Origin of the sequence: Sulfitobacter sp. 1A12157, assembly GCF_043557345.1 — a bacterium.
Lineage (GTDB): Bacteria > Pseudomonadota > Alphaproteobacteria > Rhodobacterales > Rhodobacteraceae > Sulfitobacter.
On the sequence record NZ_JBIFFV010000010.1, the window covers coordinates 116,646 to 133,204 of the forward strand.

Sequence of the window (16,559 nt, forward strand, 5' to 3'; positions counted from 1 at the left end):
CGCGTTGCGCGGCGCAGGCGGGGCCGTGCGCGGCCCCGACCGGGCCGCCGGCCTCAGGCAAAGAGGCCCATAAGATGCAATTCATTCTTGGATCAGGATCGCCGCGCCGGCTGGAGCTTTTGGCCCAGATCGGCGTGACCCCCGATGCCATTCGCGCCCCCGACATTGACGAGACGCCCCATAAGGCCGAACTGCCACGCCCCTATTGCGCCCGTATGGCGCGCGAGAAAGTGGCGGCGGTGCCCGCGGGTGCGGATGACATCGTGCTCTGCGCCGATACCACTGTGGCGCTTGGCCGGCGCATCCTTGGCAAGCCCGAGGATGAGGCCGAGGCCGAAGCCTTTTTGCGGCTGATGTCGGGCCGTCGGCATAAGGTGGTCACCGCCGTCGCCGTCAAGCGCGGCGAGAAGTTGTGGCAGCGGGATGTGCAAAGCAGCGTGAAGATGAAATCCCTGTCCGAGCCTGAGATTCGCCGCTACCTCGCTACCGGCGATTGGCGCGGCAAGGCGGGCGGCTACGGCATTCAGGGCCCCGCGGGCGCGTTGATCCCTTGGATCAGCGGGTCATTCACTGCAATCGTCGGCCTGCCATTGGCTGAGGCTGCGAACCTGCTGCAAGCGGCAGGCTACCCATTTGACGGAAGGACGCCATGAAGGGCCGTACGATCATTCTCGACCATCTCGGTGATATCGAAGCCGCCGCCCTGATGGTGGACGGCAAACTTGACGATTTTCTGATCGACAGCCACGGGCCGCGTGTCGGCACCGTGTACCGCGCGGTTGCGGATCGTCCGGTGAAGGGGCAGGGGGGCATGTTCCTCAAGACCCCCGATGGCGCGGCGTTTCTGCGCCAGATCAAGGGGCTGGCCCCCGGGCAGACGATTCTCGTGCAGGTCTCGGGCCATGCCGAGCCGGGCAAGGCGATCCCGGTGACCAATAAGCTGCTCTTCAAATCGCGCTATGCCATCGTGACGCCGGATGCGCCGGGGCTGAACATCTCGCGCTCGATCAAGGACGAGGAAGAGCGCGACCGGCTGCTGGAAATCGCCCATGAGGTTGCGGGCGGCGCCGATCTGGGCCTGATCCTGCGGTCCTCCTGCGCTGGTGCCGATGCCGAGGATATCGCCGAGGATATCGCCAATATGCTGAGCTTGGCGGATACCGTGGCCAATGATGACGGGCAGCGGATGGAGGTGCTGAGCGAAGGTGACGGTCCGCATCTGCTTGCCTGGCGCGACTGGACCGCGCCGGCCGAGGTGGTGACCGAGGCTGGCGGCTTTGACGACCACGGCATTCTGGAAGAGCTCGACCGTGTGGCCTTGGCGCAGGTGCCGCTGGGGGGCGGCGCGTCGATCTTTGTGGAGCCGACGCGCGCGCTGGTGGCCGTTGATGTAAATACCGGCAACGATGCCTCGCTCGCCGCCGGGGTGAAGGCGAATATGGCCTGCGCCAAAGCGCTGCCACGTGCCCTGCGCCTGCGCGGGCTGGGCGGGCAGATCACGCTTGACCTAGCGCCGATGCCCAAGAAGGATCGCCGGACGTTTGAAAGCGCCCTGCGCGCCGCTTTCCGCGCCGACGATGTGGATACGACGCTGGTCGGCTGGACCCCACTGGGCCATTACGAGTTGCAACGCAAACGCGCCCGCCCGGTTCTGGCGGAGGTGCTGGCAGGGGCAGGCCAATGAGCTGCCCGATCTGCAAAGCCGAAACCGTCAAGGCGCATCGCCCCTTCTGCTCGCGCCGCTGCGCCGACATTGATCTGGGCCGCTGGTTCAACGGCAGCTACGCCGTCCCCTCGCGTGACCCCGAAGACGTGGAAGCCGCCATCGACGCCGCCGAAGCGGCACAAGACCACCCCGCAAAGCCCCATTAATACAGGGAAATTTGCGTTTTTTGAAAAGAAGTGGGTTTCAGGGCAAAATGGGGCTGGACACCCCGCGCCACAGGTCCTAGAACCCGCTCACCCGACCTCGAAAGAGGTGACCCGTGCCCGGGTAGCTCAGGGGTAGAGCAGTGGATTGAAAATCCTCGTGTCGGTGGTTCGATTCCGCCCCCGGGCACCATTTTGCGATATATGAAAGTTGTTAAGTGGTTGGGAAAAAACCTATTTTTGCGTTTCTCTGCTCTTACTGTCTCATTTTTTGTATCACATTTTGTATCACATTTGTTCCGTCAACGCTCTTGGGATGTTGCTACCGAGAGCAAGAATTGCACTTCTTGCATCTGTGACAACCCCTAGCTGTCAGCGCCTATGTGAGAGATTAGTGGGGGCTCCAAGAATCTATGAAAACCCCAATAGAATAGGGATTGGAGGGTACCACATTCTGCCGAACGCAGGGCAATGCGCTCAATGAGTTGCAACAGAAGTGTACCACGGGAGACAGGATCCTGGTGGGTGAGCTCAGCTATTTTTTGCCTGGTGCTGAGATCTATGTGTTAGCTGGGGGTGCGGACAAAAACTTGGACTGTTTTCACGGTGTAAGGCCGAGGCTCTTACTGTATTCGATCGGGCTTCTACCACCAAGGGACAACTTGATGCGTGTTTCGTTGTACCAGCGGATGTGGGCATCAACCTCGTCAATAAACTGGGCCACGGTGAAGGCTTGCCAATCGCGATTATAGAAGAACTCAGTCTTCAGGCTTCCGAAGAAGCCTTCACATGCGGCATTGTCCCGCTAACTCGCCTTTCTTGACATCGAACGAACGAGCTTTGCTGCCTCGATACGTTCCAGCCAGCCCGGCCAGCGATAGTGCCTCCGCGATCGCTGTGGACGATGGGCCGCACTTCGCTGTCAGCGATGGTCTCTACCGCTGCATCAAGCATTGTGTTTACGAGATCGGCATCCAGTCTGGTCCCTATGGTCCAACTTAAGACCAGGCCGTCGAAGCAATCAATGATTGGGGAAAGATAGACTTTTCCCGCTCGGATGTGGAACTCGGTGATATCGGTCAGCCACTTCTCGTTTGGCGCTGCCGCCTGGAATTTTCGGTTGATGATATTCTCCGGCGCAGGACTAATCTCACCCAGATATGAGCTGTAACGTCGGCGCTTCGGCTTTGGGACGATCAAAGCTTCCTGCTTCATCAGGCGCCGCACCACTTTTTCGGAGATCGAGATAGAGTCCCGCGTCATATATGCTTTGAGGCGACGGTAGCCGTAGCAGCGATGGTTGCTTTCGAAAGCCTCCTTCATGGCCTGTCGAATGGGAAGATACTTATCTCCCTGTTTCATACGAGCTCTCTCTTCCTGAAGTACGACGCGGTGATGCACGAAGTGCGCAATCACCGTGCCACAGTGAGATTGCTTACGCAGAATAGCGAAGCGCGCCCAATTGCAGAGTTTGGATTTTTTGATTCTGAGAAAGGCATCCCCCTGAGCCTAAGCGCAACCGGACTGGGTTGATCCAGCATTTATTGCGCGCATTACTAACGTCTAATATGGCCCGATCATGCAGACGTACTCAACACTAACCACCATTCCGGGAAGCCCGTTTTTAAGTATAGCAGCCCTTGGCTAATCCGCAGCCAAAGTCTGCAATCGCCCCTCTATACGGGAGCTGTAGAGGGCGAACGACGTTTGCGGACACCTTCGCTTTGAGCTAGGCCATACGCCAAGTCCCGCAACTTCTTGCCAGGACAAGATCTGCTTGCTGCGCGGCAGCGAGCCCAGTTTGACCGTAAGCGTTGGCCCGGGGTCACGTTGTAGGGTGTGATCCGGGCTGCGAGAACGAACGCATTTTATGACGGGGAGTGCGTTTCGCAATGTGCGCTACAAATTCGTTTCTCAGATCGCTTGGCGTCGAGATTTATGCGTCCGGCCATCGCCGTTGGTCGGATACCGCAAAGGCCCAGGCGGTGGCGGAGACGCTTGAGGTCGGTGCAACGGTGAACGCTGTTGCTAAGCGATATGGCATCCTTCCGAACCAACTATCGGCCTGGCGTCGACAGGCCAAGCAAGGAAAGCTGTTGCTACCCGCGCCGGATGCCGACGCGCCGCTCTTCGCTCCACTGGTGGTCTCTGCTGGGCCGGAAGAGGCCACAGAAGCTCTGACTGTTCCGAATGAGGCGATCAGATTGATCTTTGGAGAGATCGCCATCGAGCTGCCGCTGCAGACATCTGCCTCTCGGATTGTAGAGATCGCCCACGCGCTTGATGCTTCTTCATGCTGATGCCATCGCAAGGCGTTCGGATATTGGTTGCGACGCGGCCGGTGGACTTCCGTAAAGGACGCGATGGATTGGCTTCGATGGTGCAGTCGGCATTGGCCCAAGACCCCTTTACCGGAACAGTCTTTGTATTCCGCGCCAAACGGGCCGACAGGATGAAGATTTTGTTCTGGGACGGCAGCGGGCTCGTGATGACCTACAAGCGACTTGAGGAGAACAGCTTCATTTGGCCCGCCATTCGAGATGGCGTGATCACCTTGAACCGCCCCCAATTCGAGGCGCTTTTTGCAGGGCTGGACTGGCGCCGGGTGCGCTCTTTAGAACCCCGCAGACCGGCTGCGGCAGAGTGACTCGGAGGCGCAAAAGGCCTGCCCATTTGGGCGTAAATCAAGCTATACTCCGGGCATGTCCGACCTGCCGCCCATCGATATATCTGCCATCCCCGAGAGCCAGCGTGAAGCTGTCTTGGCGGTGCTGCGCGAGAACAAATCGCTGAAGCAAGAGACGACCGGGCTACAAACCAAAACATCTGAGCTGGAAGTTTTGGTTAAGCGTCTGGAGCACCTCATTGCCGAGCTCAAGAACGCCACACATGGCAAGCGCTCGGAGAAGTTAAGCGAGGATGAACGGCAGCTGGCTTTTGAAGACCTTGAAGTTGCCGTCGCTGAAGTTGAGACTCAGCAAGCTGAGCAGACCTCCTCAGAGGCACGGCCTCGCAAAGCTGCCCGGCGCAATCGTGGCAATCTTCCCGTAGGCCTCCCGCGGGTTGAGCGGGTGGTCGAGCCTCAGAGTTTGAACTGCCCCTGCGGGTGTGGCGAGATGCACCGTATAGGTGAAGACCGCACCGAGCGGCTGGATATCATTCCAGCGCAGCTACGTGTCATCGTCACTGTTCGCCCCAAATATGCTTGCCGTTCCTGCGCCGAAGGTATCACGCAGGCCCCGGCTCTTGCGCATCTGATCGAAGGCGGGTTGCCGACTGAGGGCGCCATCGCACATGTGCTTGTCAGCAAATTCTCAGACCACTTGCCGTTGTATCGTCAAAGCCAAATCCTTGCCCGCTCCGGCATCGATATCCACCGCAGCACTTTGGCCGATTGGGTGGGCACAGCGGCTTTCCATCTGAGCCCTGTCGTGGACCGCTTGGCTGAGCATGTAAAGAAGTCCGGCAAGCTATTTATGGATGAGACAACGGTCCCCGTTCTGGACCCGGGTCGAGGCCGCACGAAGACAGGATACCTTTGGGCACTGGCGCGCGATGACCGAGGATGGGGTGGAGATGATCCGCCAGGCGTTGTCTTCACCTATGCCCCGGGTCGTGCAGGGCAGAATGCAGAGCAGATATTGCAGGGCTTTGACGGCACTCTGCAACTGGACGGCTATGCTGGCTACAACCGACTGACGCGCCCGTCGCGGAAAGGTGGCGCGCCGATCACTGTCGCGTATTGTTGGGCACACGCACGCCGCAAGCTGAAAGAGGTCTTTGATCGAGACGGCTCAGAGATCGCCGCAGAAGGGCTGCGTCGGATCGCAGAGTTCTACCGCATTGAAAGCGAGATCCGTGGGATGGGTCCGGGTCAGCGCCTCTCGGCACGTCAGACCCGCACGGCACCATTGATGGCAGAGTTCGGCGAGTGGCTTCAGAGCCAACGGCGCCGGATCTCCTCGAAGTCCCGCCTCGGCGAGAAGTTGACCTATATCCATCGGCAATGGAGCGGGCTGCAGACCTTCCTGCACGACGGCCGGGTCGAGATCGACTCCAATGCAGTCGAGAACCTGATCCGCCCAATTGCATTAACGCGAAAGAATGCGCTTTTTGCCGGTCACGACGAAGGTGGCCACGCCTGGGGCCGCATCGCATCTCTCATAGCGACTGCGAAGGTCAATGATGTCGAACCGTTCGCATACCTCAAAGCGACCCTTGAAGCGATTGCGTCAGGTTATCGGGCCAATCGCATCGATGATCTTCTTCCGTGGAATTTCCAGCCGTCAAGCTGATCCTAAGTGCTGCGTAGCCGCCGCTTACGTTTGACCGATGCTGCGACATACACGAACGGCAGCTCTGCGCAGATAGCGACCTTTGCAAAGTCTTCGGATCTGGCAGCATGGCGAGCACTCTCTGCCGCAGGCGCAAAGGGAAAAGCTGCCCTTCGCCGCACGTGCAGCCGCCGAACACCTTTAGATGTCGGCTGTGCGGACAAAGGCGACATCCCATTCCAATCTATTGTTGACGTCAAACTTGACAACTGGATCTCAGTTAAGAACAAGACCTCATGGATCTATTTGTGAAATTACCTAATTTTGCCCTCAGTATTCTGGTCACTATATTGCTCTTGATCACAGTCGTGGGCGGATCGGCACAAGACAGCTTATCAAATGGGGAGCCCACACTCTTATGGCATGGACAGACTCTAAGCGAGCGCAAGGATACACTACGCGAAGGTGAGTTTTCTCGATATCAAGATGCGTTTGAAGAATTCCCTACCGTTGAAAACTGCATGGAGGAGAAGGCGGACAATACTGAGCTTGAGGACAGAAAATTTGTTTGGAACCAGATGCCTACACAAGAGATGGTGGAATGGTGTGTGTTCCTAATTGCAGTAGAGTTGCAAAGCGTAGAAAAGTTGACCGAGTGGTTCATTCGGAATGATTTGAAGCTGCTGAAAATTGAGAAAGATCAACGCAGAATGCAGATTTACCGGTATAACGGTCCAGGTGTTGTGTTCTCCGCCTCGCATAACCTTGAAGGTCCTAATAGCCCGCTTGGGTGGTGGTCACGATTTATGGCATACGGCCTTTCTATTGTGGTCGCTACGACAACCGATGGAGTGCCGCTATCGGTGGGGTCTACTTTGCTCATACTTTGATTGCATCGTAAGAAACGGAAGTTTGGGCTCGAAGCCGACTTGCGGCAGCGCCGCACCAGGTCACTGGGATACCGCATCTGGTCTTCGCCTCCAGATGACCCCAGCCAGCCCGAAGCGGACAAGAGGGCGCATCCGGCTCTGACAAAAGCGGACCTTCGCAGGGATGTCACCTACGACAGGTGGGCGGGACAGAGCAGACATTTTCCAAGGTTGCGAAAACCCTCAACTTGTGGCCATTTTCTTTGCACGAGTGGCGACAGACTGACTTGAAGCGAAGGACAGGAAGCCTGAACTTATGTGTCCACTGCGAAGGTCATATGCAATTCATAGGCATCGGGTTCCGTGATGGCTCTAACTCGATAGGGCGCGGGGTGCTTGAGGAGACCTTCTACGACCGGTAGCTGGTCTGGATAAAAATTTTTGAAGATGAAACGAGAAAACGAATTCCAACACATCGAAAGGGCTACGGGGATCCGTGATGATGACGGGCCAATATGGACATGGTTCGTGGGGTGACCGTCTCCAGCATTTCTGGGATCGAGTTCAAATCTGAAAGGGGCTCGAATACACAGGCGAGCCTTTAGTTCGGCCGATGGAAGCTCCTCAATGAAATCTTCTAAAGGATATAGCTCCTCACCAACTTCGAGTTCTGACTTTTCGAACCGGACTGGGCATGGAATGTAGTAGAAGCGACTCTCTATGATCTCGGATCCGTCGAACTGCGCAGAAACTTGAATTAGCCCACCATCCATAAGCAGTATTGAAAAATCGTTGCAGCGAAGGCACTCAAGATACTCCTGCAGGTCTAGATCGTTAACCCGTCTATAAGTCCGCACGCGACTGGTGGCCCAGTTGACAGAAAAGTGGTTATTCCCTAGAGGGCGAGCGACATGGGAAGATATGTTAAGGGCAATACCTTCTTGGAGGCAATGCGCGCAAAAATCATCTAAACATCTGGAAAATGTTGTCGCACTCATCAATCGCCTCTAGGTACAATTTTTGAAAGCGCACTCAGAAAATCTTCCGGGAGGGCATCAGTGGAAAGTTCCCCCTTATTGATCTGTTCAATAATGCTAGAGAAATCGGATACGCTTTTATTGATTTCCTTTTGCTCGGCTTCAGATCGATCCCGATGAATTCTTCGCATTTTCTTGATTTCTTCGGCGTTCGGGTAACTGAACTTCAGATGGAAACCTTCGGCAGCAATTTTTTCGAACTCAGCACTTAGCTTTTCGCTGGCGGCTCCAACACCATATACTCTTACCCAAGCGCGGGACCGAGTTATAGCCGTGAATAGCGTATTTCTCTTCTTAGCCAACTCAAGTCCAGCAAAGCACTCGTGTGAATTTAGTACATAGACCATGGCCGCCTCATTTCCCTTTGCTCGGTAAATGTGGGAAACGGCTATACTATCATCAACAAATATTTCATCTCGGCTGGAATTGACACCCGCCAGATGTGACTGAATACCTCTGTTCATGAGCTCGCGAAAAACTACGGAAAATTGACTTTTTGAGGTGTAGGCATTAGGTAGAATGATCAAAATATCTCGGGCGAGAAGTTCATCTTCTAGAAGGTTTTTTTCAATATCAGCGGCAACCGATTCAGCTTGTTTTTGCGCGCTTTCAAAGCTCCGAAACTGAACTGCGTCCTCTGGAGAGATAAGTGCCCTTTCAGGATCGGAGAAAAATGCAGGCGAGCACTCTGGTTTGCGCTTCAATGAAACGCCTTTTCCAAGGGCAAGTTCGCCTTTTGCCGTCTCATAACCGATCTCCTGCCAAAGTGCCGGTTCGTCAAAGATTTGAACCAAACTTGGTGTCGATTCTGATGGGGCTTCGCGTGCAATTCCGAACCCAAGACCATGTGCAACAGTCAAAGCCCATGGTGTATTTCTGTAGCAGACAGGAAGCACGATATCTTGAGGTGGTCGATTTGGGTCCTTTCTCAACTGCACCAAAGGCTGACCTTCGCTGTCGTTGCCAAAGAGTGCTTCAGGAGAGGGCATGCTGTATTCGCCGAGGTTCTGCAGCTCGTCGTATGCCCAAACAATCCGTTTGGGTGCTTTGCATACTGAGTAGGCCATTCTAAAGAACGAAACCGGTAAGTCTTGCGCTTCATCGATCAGTATTGCGTCAAAAAGCTCGGTAGGATTGTCGAACTTCTTTAGGGCGGTCAACAACTCGGTACAGGCCCCGTCAAAGCTCTCCTTTCCATATTTTCGATCTGCGGCACTCCATGTCAGCGGCTCAACATCATGAGCTCGTGCTGCTTGAGAATAAAATCCCGGCTCGGATCGACTGCCCCAGCAATGGAAAATATGAATTTTTGACCAGTCTGGTTCATCTTTCTTCGTCTCATACATAAAGCGACGAACTAGATCTTTGAACTGTTGCTGTAGAGCGCGGCTATAATAAGTGACGGCAATATCCCAGTCTGGATGACGCGCGTGTAGGTAAGCGGCCTTCAAGGCTAGAACAATAGTCTTGCCTGATCCAGCTAGACCACGAATCCGCTGTGGGCCTTCTGGGTATGCAATTGCAGACTTCTTCTGCCACGAATCTAGGTTTGCTACACCTGCTTCGATTTTCTTTAAAACTGCTCCGCGTGAATCATCCCTGCCAACGTTGAGCCTTTTGTTATTAGGTTTGATAGTCGTTACGCGTTGAATCGTGGCATTAAGAGACGCCTCATGATCCTCGTTTAGACCCGGAAATGCCTTGATGATTTCAAGTAAATTTTCGGGAGATGCATGCAGAACGTCTTCATCATCTACTTTGATATCGTCGGAGAAATAAGTGATTATCTGAGGTTTCAGAACTAATTCGCGACGTTTAACTAGGTTTTTATTATCGAAGAGCTTTGAGTTGATGTTCCGAAAAATTTCGTCTTGACGGTCAAGCAGTTCCTCAACCCACTCGTAGTGGTTGGAAATCCCCTGTATCGGTGCTGTCAGGTCAAACAACACGAGTCCATGTTCACGAGTTACAAGCAGAGCGTCAGCGCTGACTTGCCCATCTGCGCTATCGAATAGAGGGTAGGCAAAGTATAGTGTCCCTTCTAGGTCGGCTTTCGAAAGCACATCGCGAAGGCTTGTTTCGGCAACTGTTTGACCAGCGGAACCAAATACAATGTCGAGCATCACTTTCCCCTCAGACACATCAAGACAGTCGTCCTGATGCTGTTAGCCTATGATGTTAAAACCGCAGTCAGCGTAGGCTGCATGTCTTCTTCTAACGATATTGGGCGCTTACGGCCAGTACGCTACAATCAGAATTTGAGGCATCGAGCAAGCGCTGAAGCCCGTTCGTCCCCGTACAACCTCGTTACCGAGCAAACAACGGTATTGGCTCAGGCAGCAAATGCGGCACCAGCGAAAGACTGAGAGGTGACCGACGGCCGCAATGGACTCCAAAGCAACCGACCTCAATGTCTATCTGGATGTCCGCTTCGGTGATTGCGCGAGGCTTTGCAAAGCCCGCTTCCTGCGCTTCGCTGACATCTGTTTAGGATGCAGCATCGCCTGGCCCTACTGAGCAGATTTGAAGGTCCGCTTTCGGGAAGCCTTTCGCGCATGCAGCGTCCCCTTCGCTGCGCTTTGCATGAATGTCGTGGTTGGGCTGGAAGGAGACATTGGTACAGTGTCTGACTGTGGCAGAATTGTCCGCAGTGCGAACCTTGGATTGTTGCGCCGCAAACGTCCGGAGTAAACCCAAATTGACGATGGCTTGCTGGCAGCGCATTGTCACCGATCAAAACCAAGATGGTGAAGGGGTTGGGTTGAAAATGGTGGCTCGATACTTTCTTGTTTTCGCAATCCCTCTTCTGGCTTCATGGCTCCTGTTCTATGGCAGCTTCCCTCTCAGGGCAGAGGCGGATCAGCTCTCCCACGAGTTTCTGAGCCTGGCGCTGTCCTCAAACGAGGAGGACAAAGAAGCTGCATTTACGGCCCTTGATAAAGGTGAACAGACGAAAGTTATCAGGATGGTTGAGTATTTGGCTATTCTCACCCTCCTGCTCACCAGTTTTATTTGTGCCTTGGTTGTCCATCCTAATCTCCCTTCTAAACGGAAACTAAATTTGCTTACAGCGACGGTGGTGGGGCTCAGTGCTGCAAAGTTAACAATCGGTTTCGGGTTCCTGAACTGGCTGGATTTTGGAAAGGCGTCGGCGGCCGGACTGGTTCTCGCAGGCGCAGTAGTCTGGTTGCGATCTGCTGTTATGCACCAGGCGAACCGCTGCTACGGACGGGAGCTTCGTCCGCATAGCGAACCAACACGGTCTGCGGACACCTCCTAGATATAAATGCCGCCTTGCACACGCCTCAGAAGCAACTCAATAGTATTTCTACCTTCTTGGGTATCCATAAGGTCAAGGGGCCGCTTTCCGGCCAAAGCGGGAGCTTTTCCAATCATCCAGTTGATAGCCAGCTCTGCTTCGCCGCTCATTACCCTTACGCAGAATGCCATTAGCTCCGCTTGATCCATAGTTCTTCTCCCTAGTATTCAAGTTGCAATTATCGTCTTCAGGCAAGAACTTCTCTTTAACCTTTGGCTAGGAGCGCGGAGGACTGTTATTCTTCGCGCGAAGCCTTCCAAGTATCGGCCATCGGGGCCTTGTTGTATACGTAGGCCCGCTCTTCTGTAACGTGTCCGAATTTTTCTAATAGATAAGCAAAAACGCGCGGCGCATCAGCTGACTCCATGTTTAAGAGGACCTCGACTTCGCGCCGCCCGCGCCTTGTCAACTGCGCAGTCCGAACCGGGGTCGCAAGACCTGAGACGTTTTGCAAGACGATTAGTCGCTTCCGCAATGCGATGGCGCCTTGTCGTTTCGATAGCCGACCAAACCAGACTAAATGGAAGGGCAGGACGAGGCTTGAGCGCGCGTTCTGTCTCGTTAGCAAGATTATCGGTTCAGTCATGAATCACTCCTATTTTGGGAGTGATTCATGACTCGGTTAAGGGTGCTTGTCGAGTGGAATCGGAGTAAGTTTTTTGGCAGGTGCAGTCCATACCGAAGCATACGGGTTTCTCCGGGGGGAGTTGGTCAAGCTTCGACGTGCGGCCGGGCTGTCTCAGGCAAATCTCGCGGAAAAGCTCGGTAAGCCAGCTTCGTATGTCGCTAAATATGAGCTAGGAGAGCGTCGCCTTGATGCTGTCGAGCTGTGTATTATCCTCAAGGCGATTAGTTCAGAACCAGAGATGTTCTTCGGTATGCTTCTCAGTGTGACGCCCAGTAAGCTATGACCCTAGGGAAGTGGCTTGTAGTTTATCGGCAGATTTAGTGGTCTCGAGACTACCGAACTGTAGTGGAGCAATGTAATAAATTCGCATCTCGGGCTTGAGTTGTTCCCTTGCGAGACATTTGACCTGAGAAAGATTTTCTAGTTGTCGGATTCAGTCAGCGCCCATATGTTTTTTTCTCGATATTGGTTTCACCAGTTTCTTTAGCGCTAATTTAAATTTACTACTTTAGCAGTGTTCTCATAAATTAAGTGAGAATACAGTTTTGAACAAATCGATATTTAACAATTCCTCAAACTTGGACCGACATCAAAGTCTCTTTGCGGTAATGCTTTTGTCCCGCATTGATCTAATAACGAGATGGCGATGTGGTAGTACTGCCTTTTTTCAACGTGCTGAAACCGACGGGCTCCTAGTTAGTCGCCGTAATACCGGGCGTGTCGGGTACCGCTGGGAAGATGTTTGGACCTTCGAAGGCGGCCTCCCACCGCAGGAGCTGGAAGACGAGTATCGCGCGGATTTAATTACTCCTGACGAACTCGCGGAGGTCTGCCCGCTCAAAGCCAAGACGCTGATCCGCAAAGCCGCTGCGGGCGAGATTCCGCACCGCCGGATCGGACGCTTTATCCGCTTTGTGCCCGCCGAGGCCGCCGCCTGGCTGAGGAACTGGTCATGAGCGGTTCCAGCGCTGAACGGCGCTCATCTTGGATGTGCTTGAAAAAAAGCAGTCTGAATGAAACGGCCCCGCAGCTTTTTGGTCCAAATCTCCACACCCGTTCCGTTCAGAATGTCTGAACGAGCAGTAAAACTTTAGATGACGAGTAAAATACATGAATGAACAAAACGTGAATCGAGTGAACACTTTGAGGGACGTGGCCTTGCTGTTGCCGCAGATCTACTCGGAGAGCTCCGCCAAAGCCTACCAGGCTGCATTCCACCGCGTCGAGAAACTCACCGGACAGCGGCTTGCGCACCTGCCTGCCGACGAGAAGTCCTGGTCTGACCTATCTGCAAAAATCGTGTGGGCGGGGACCTTCAAAGGCCGGACCCAGCAGGCCGCAGAGCGTGCGTTCGAAACGTGGCGCGGTAAAATCTCGGCTGCGATCAAACGGGCGAAAGCACAGACAGGCGAGATCCCCGAAAATCAACTAGATGCTGCTCAAGCTTGGGATGTAATCCTCGGCTACGTCAAGAGCGTCCAGAACACCTTCAACGCTGAAGATGAACGTATTCTGCCGAACATGTCCTCCCTGTCGATTTCCAATCTACGCGCGCGTTTTAACACACATGCGCCAGCCAATCTGAGCACTGAAATCGCTGAAACCACCTTGCTTGCGCTGCCCGCCGACAAGGCTGCGACCTTCCGGCGCTCAATTCGCTTCTTCGACCGTCTGATCGCCGAACGCGACCAGCATAGCCCGATTGCAGCGCTGCTTCCCGGGGCACCTCTGGGGCCGCTGCGCAGTCTGCGCGATAGGCCGATTGTGTGGGGACGGTTTCCGGATAGCTTTCGGATTTCTCTTCAGCATATGATCAAGGTTGCCATTCGTGGCCACGCGCCACGGCGTGATCCACTGGCAGACCAGCTTGGTGAGGATCCTCTCGCCATTCGAAGAGCCGCCCGAAAAGATCGCCGCAAACCGGTCAAAAATGCTGAAGTTGCCGAGAAAAGTTACAAGGCCGCACTCTCTTGGCTCGCACGACACGCTTATGTGGATCGCAGATCTGTCTATGAGTTGGCCGATGTTAGGGGATTACTCACAGCGGAAGCCATTGATCGGGCCACCGCGCGTTATGTTAGTCGCGCTGAGGGCGATCCCGCCCTCATGAAAGTTCAGACTACATCATCCCTCAGTTCATATCTTGCTGTGCTTTCAACGCTCGCGCGCACCAATCAATGCGACGAGTCCGTTCTGCATGCGATCGAAGACGCCAGATGGGATAGGGGGAATTGGTCTCCGTACTCGAACGAAATGTCGGGGGTGCGTGAGGCTTTTGTAAAGAAGATCGATCGGGACCCTGAGATCGTACGCAACATTCTGAAGGGGCCGCGCACGCTGATCCAAGAGGCGCAGCGTGACTTTCAAAACTGGAATCAGCTCTCTTCTCACGCACGCTCACGGACTTTGCACATCAGTATGTCAGCCGCGATCTTGGCCCTCCAACTGGCGCGCCCACTTCGAACCAAGAACATCAACCAACTCACGATTTCCGGCGCTACGCCGGACCTGACCGCGCCCCGGGGAAAAGACAAGCCAGCCTGGCTCGACATCAGCCGTGTTGCTGTGAAAAATCACCGCAACATTGAATGCCCTCTTCCAGGCTCGACCTGGAGCGTTCTAAATTTCTGGATCGTTAATGGTCGGTCGCAGTGGCTTGAGATGCATGCCGACAGTCAGGTCTCCAATGACGTACATCTATTTCCGGGAAGCAAAAATGGGCGGCCGATCTGCCGACAGACATTAAATACCGCTTGGAACCGTGGGATTGCCCGGCTGGGTCTCACCGGCATGACCCCACATATGATGCGGCATGTGGCAGCAACGATCTTTCTGACCCAGTACCCCGGGCAATACGGCGCTGTCGCTGACCTGCTGGGTGACCGCCGAGAGACCGTTGAAGCCTTCTATGCGCGTGGGGCAGGCCAGGCCGCCGCCCGGTTGTTCGCGGAGGTGCTCGAAGAGCTGGAGCCGTCCCTTAAGCTCGGTCGGAAGGCGCGCTGATGACTGGACCCCTAAAATCCCGACAGGATCGGGCGCTGGTCCTACTAAGCCGTATGCCGCATGTGCCCAAAACCGTGAAAGGCCGTTTCCAAGAGGCCTTTCTCCAAGCCGATCCCAGCCCCCGTGGCATGCCAAGAGCCCTCGAGCGCTTTTACGCGCATCTGGAAGCGGTAGGCCGAAGGCCAGAACAGGTAATATCAGAAGATTTCAAAACACTGTCATCGTCGCGGACAGCCCACCGCACGCTGCTCGCCGCGTTGCGTAAATTCGCTCCGGAGGTGCCGCTTGCCGCTGCACGTTCCACTTCCCAACGCTGGGATCACTGGCTGAATAGCCGGTACAATCAGAAACCAAAGAAGCCGACGAAATCGAGCCGGATCGCGCTCATTCAGGAAGACTGGCCCATGACATGGAAATCAGCGATACCTACGCTTGATAAAGTAGTCCGGATCGACGGACAGCGGTTTCGTAAGTTGGCGTCTAAAACACGAGATTCTGTGACCCAAGCCGTCGGCATGCTGGGCGCCGCCCGGATTTGGGCCCGAGAACGCGGTGTGGATCTGGATGCGTCCTACTCGGCGGAGCTGTTTGAAGCTTTCACGCGGTTCATGCTGCTTGAACGTGAAGCCAGCGCACGGACCGTTGCGGACTATTTAGAACGCATTCGGATGTTCGCTGCGCGAGGTGGTTTACTTACCGTTCCCGGCAGCGTTGCGATGTCTGAACTGATCGGTGCTCTGCGGGATGAAGCGGCAGAAGAAGAACCAACTAAGCGCGCCAAGGTCCGAAGCTTCAGGGAGCGATTTACTTTGGCGGATGTGCTGTCTCGTGCGCTCGAATTGTCAGTTGAAGCGGACGCTGCCCCGGACGGCAGTGCCGAAGCCGAGCGCAAACGCCGCAATGCTCTCATTCTCGCGCTTTTGGTGAATACCGGCGACAGGCAAGGTGACCTCTCCCATCTGGCAATAGGAGCGCATGTGACCCGCACAGAGGGCGGTCTGTGGTCCATTCGAGTGCGTCAGGCTAAGACGAGACGTATTAAAGACCTAGGGGTTCTCTGGCCCCTCACAAGCGCTCTTATAGATGACCATATCTTGGCCGGGCGTCCCAAGTGGCAGATCGAAGACCAAGTGCGCGTCTTTACCGGTCGCAATCTTCTGAGTCTGTCGGCGGAACCGTTTCATACTTATTACTCTACACAAGTGCTGCGGGAAGAATTCGGGATATCAGGTCATCTCGTGCGTACGCTGATCACCGACCTTCTGCGAAACGAACGCCCTGACGCAGCTTGGGCAGCGCAAGAACTGCTAGGACATTCGAACCAAAGGATGCAAGCTACCTATCAGAGCGATTTTCGTGTTACTGCATCCGTCCATAAATGGCAGGGGATCGCTAACGCCTACCTGAAATCGATGCGAAAATCGGAACGTGACTCTTAGCGATTTTAAGCTAAGGCGGAAGTGGTCCTGCTTTTACATTAATCCACCGGACCAAACTAGTGTAGTGTAGGGCAGGTCAAACCATTGATGGCCAGTACCTCTGTTTTCACGCCGCCCCGCA

At 54.7% G+C, this 16,559-nt stretch carries 16 protein-coding genes, 1 tRNA gene and 1 pseudogene; 13 read left to right on the forward strand and 5 right to left on the reverse strand.

Annotated features, from left to right (window positions below):
• Positions 1–74 precede the first annotated feature (74 nt).
• The 4 genes from ACGYLC_RS16105 to ACGYLC_RS16120 all read left to right on the forward strand — a co-directional run bounded on the left by ACGYLC_RS16105 (position 75) and on the right by ACGYLC_RS16120 (position 2,062).
• Entirely contained in the window at positions 75–653 is a 579-nt protein-coding gene (locus ACGYLC_RS16105) for a Maf family protein (protein WP_394401344.1), read from the forward strand.
• Positions 650–1,684, forward strand: coding sequence for a ribonuclease E/G (locus ACGYLC_RS16110; protein WP_394423876.1), 1,035 nt, complete (start codon positions 650–652; stop codon positions 1,682–1,684). Before ACGYLC_RS16105 ends, ACGYLC_RS16110 begins: the two co-directional genes overlap by 4 nt.
• Entirely contained in the window at positions 1,681–1,872 is a 192-nt protein-coding gene (locus ACGYLC_RS16115; protein ID WP_394401340.1) for a DNA gyrase inhibitor YacG, read from the forward strand. Before ACGYLC_RS16110 ends, ACGYLC_RS16115 begins: the two co-directional genes overlap by 4 nt.
• 115 nt (positions 1,873–1,987) lie before the next feature.
• Positions 1,988–2,062, forward strand: a tRNA-Phe gene (locus tag ACGYLC_RS16120).
• Positions 2,063–2,470: 408 nt separating this feature from the next.
• Here ACGYLC_RS16120 and ACGYLC_RS16125 read toward each other — a convergent pair.
• Positions 2,471–3,240, reverse strand: a pseudogene (locus ACGYLC_RS16125) (IS3 family transposase); the annotation flags it as partial.
• A gap of 521 nt (positions 3,241–3,761) precedes the next feature.
• Between ACGYLC_RS16125 and ACGYLC_RS16130 the strand changes: the two are divergent.
• The 4 genes from ACGYLC_RS16130 (at position 3,762) to ACGYLC_RS16145 (ending at position 7,033) form a co-directional block, all read left to right on the forward strand.
• On the forward strand, positions 3,762–4,169 hold the full coding sequence (locus tag ACGYLC_RS16130) for a transposase (RefSeq protein WP_394423920.1): 408 nt from the start codon (positions 3,762–3,764) through the stop codon (positions 4,167–4,169).
• Positions 4,163–4,516 (forward strand): IS66 family insertion sequence element accessory protein TnpB, encoded by a 354-nt coding sequence (gene tnpB, locus ACGYLC_RS16135; protein ID WP_394423878.1) that lies wholly within the window; start codon positions 4,163–4,165, stop codon positions 4,514–4,516. The genes ACGYLC_RS16130 and tnpB overlap by 7 nt, the downstream gene beginning before the upstream one ends.
• A gap of 55 nt (positions 4,517–4,571) precedes the next feature.
• A complete protein-coding gene (gene tnpC / locus ACGYLC_RS16140) occupies positions 4,572–6,164 on the forward strand; it encodes an IS66 family transposase (RefSeq protein ID WP_394423879.1) in 1,593 nt (530 codons plus the stop codon).
• 275 nt (positions 6,165–6,439) lie between these two features.
• Entirely contained in the window at positions 6,440–7,033 is a 594-nt protein-coding gene (locus ACGYLC_RS16145) for a hypothetical protein (RefSeq protein WP_394423881.1), read from the forward strand.
• Between the two features lie 293 nt (positions 7,034–7,326).
• Here the strand turns inward: ACGYLC_RS16145 and ACGYLC_RS16150 are convergent, their stop codons facing one another.
• Positions 7,327–8,010: a DUF2290 domain-containing protein gene (locus ACGYLC_RS16150; RefSeq protein ID WP_394423883.1), complete on the reverse strand. Its 684-nt coding sequence runs from the start codon at positions 8,008–8,010 to the stop codon at positions 7,327–7,329.
• Positions 8,010–10,172, reverse strand: a complete 2,163-nt coding sequence (locus ACGYLC_RS16155) for a DEAD/DEAH box helicase (RefSeq protein WP_394423884.1) — start codon at positions 10,170–10,172, stop codon at positions 8,010–8,012. The genes ACGYLC_RS16150 and ACGYLC_RS16155 overlap by 1 nt, the downstream gene beginning before the upstream one ends.
• 509 nt (positions 10,173–10,681) lie before the next feature.
• On the opposite strand from ACGYLC_RS16155, the gene ACGYLC_RS16160 reads away from it, so the two are divergent.
• Entirely contained in the window at positions 10,682–11,329 is a 648-nt protein-coding gene (locus ACGYLC_RS16160) for a hypothetical protein (protein WP_394423886.1), read from the forward strand.
• Here ACGYLC_RS16160 and ACGYLC_RS16165 read toward each other — a convergent pair.
• On the reverse strand, positions 11,326–11,517 hold the full coding sequence (locus tag ACGYLC_RS16165) for an MbcA/ParS/Xre antitoxin family protein (RefSeq protein WP_394423888.1): 192 nt from the start codon (positions 11,515–11,517) through the stop codon (positions 11,326–11,328). The genes ACGYLC_RS16160 and ACGYLC_RS16165 overlap by 4 nt on opposite strands.
• Positions 11,518–11,603: 86 nt before the next feature.
• Positions 11,604–11,954 (reverse strand): hypothetical protein, encoded by a 351-nt coding sequence (locus ACGYLC_RS16170; RefSeq protein ID WP_394423889.1) that lies wholly within the window; start codon positions 11,952–11,954, stop codon positions 11,604–11,606.
• Between the two features lie 121 nt (positions 11,955–12,075).
• Here ACGYLC_RS16170 and ACGYLC_RS16175 point away from each other — a divergent pair, with 121 nt between their 5' ends.
• From ACGYLC_RS16175 to ACGYLC_RS16190, 4 genes are all read left to right on the forward strand, one after another.
• Positions 12,076–12,279: a helix-turn-helix domain-containing protein gene (locus ACGYLC_RS16175; protein ID WP_394423922.1), complete on the forward strand. Its 204-nt coding sequence runs from the start codon at positions 12,076–12,078 to the stop codon at positions 12,277–12,279.
• Positions 12,280–12,541: 262 nt separating this feature from the next.
• The gene (locus tag ACGYLC_RS16180; RefSeq protein ID WP_394423890.1) at positions 12,542–12,952 is read left to right on the forward strand and encodes a helix-turn-helix domain-containing protein; all 411 of its coding nucleotides are present in this window, start codon (positions 12,542–12,544) and stop codon (positions 12,950–12,952) included.
• A gap of 154 nt (positions 12,953–13,106) precedes the next feature.
• On the forward strand, positions 13,107–14,999 hold the full coding sequence (locus ACGYLC_RS16185; protein ID WP_394423892.1) for a tyrosine-type recombinase/integrase: 1,893 nt from the start codon (positions 13,107–13,109) through the stop codon (positions 14,997–14,999).
• Positions 14,999–16,438 carry a hypothetical protein gene (locus tag ACGYLC_RS16190; RefSeq protein ID WP_394423893.1) on the forward strand — a complete coding sequence of 480 codons (1,440 nt, stop codon included), beginning with the start codon at positions 14,999–15,001 and terminating at the stop codon, positions 16,436–16,438. The genes ACGYLC_RS16185 and ACGYLC_RS16190 overlap by 1 nt, the downstream gene beginning before the upstream one ends.
• The last annotated feature ends 121 nt before the right edge of the window (positions 16,439–16,559 follow it).

Coding starts and splice junctions, on each gene's coding strand:
- ACGYLC_RS16105 (WP_394401344.1), top strand. CDS start 75: ATGCAATTCATTCTTGGATCAGGATCGCCGCGCCGGCTGGAGCTTTTG.
- ACGYLC_RS16110 (WP_394423876.1), top strand. CDS start 650: ATGAAGGGCCGTACGATCATTCTCGACCATCTCGGTGATATCGAAGCC.
- ACGYLC_RS16115 (WP_394401340.1), top strand. CDS start 1,681: ATGAGCTGCCCGATCTGCAAAGCCGAAACCGTCAAGGCGCATCGCCCC.
- ACGYLC_RS16130 (WP_394423920.1), top strand. CDS start 3,762: ATGTGCGCTACAAATTCGTTTCTCAGATCGCTTGGCGTCGAGATTTAT.
- tnpB (WP_394423878.1), top strand. CDS start 4,163: ATGCTGATGCCATCGCAAGGCGTTCGGATATTGGTTGCGACGCGGCCG.
- tnpC (WP_394423879.1), top strand. CDS start 4,572: ATGTCCGACCTGCCGCCCATCGATATATCTGCCATCCCCGAGAGCCAG.
- ACGYLC_RS16145 (WP_394423881.1), top strand. CDS start 6,440: ATGGATCTATTTGTGAAATTACCTAATTTTGCCCTCAGTATTCTGGTC.
- ACGYLC_RS16150 (WP_394423883.1), bottom strand. CDS start 8,010: ATGAGTGCGACAACATTTTCCAGATGTTTAGATGATTTTTGCGCGCAT.
- ACGYLC_RS16155 (WP_394423884.1), bottom strand. CDS start 10,172: ATGCTCGACATTGTATTTGGTTCCGCTGGTCAAACAGTTGCCGAAACA.
- ACGYLC_RS16165 (WP_394423888.1), bottom strand. CDS start 11,517: ATGGATCAAGCGGAGCTAATGGCATTCTGCGTAAGGGTAATGAGCGGC.
- ACGYLC_RS16170 (WP_394423889.1), bottom strand. CDS start 11,954: ATGACTGAACCGATAATCTTGCTAACGAGACAGAACGCGCGCTCAAGC.
- ACGYLC_RS16185 (WP_394423892.1), top strand. CDS start 13,107: ATGAATGAACAAAACGTGAATCGAGTGAACACTTTGAGGGACGTGGCC.
- ACGYLC_RS16190 (WP_394423893.1), top strand. CDS start 14,999: ATGACTGGACCCCTAAAATCCCGACAGGATCGGGCGCTGGTCCTACTA.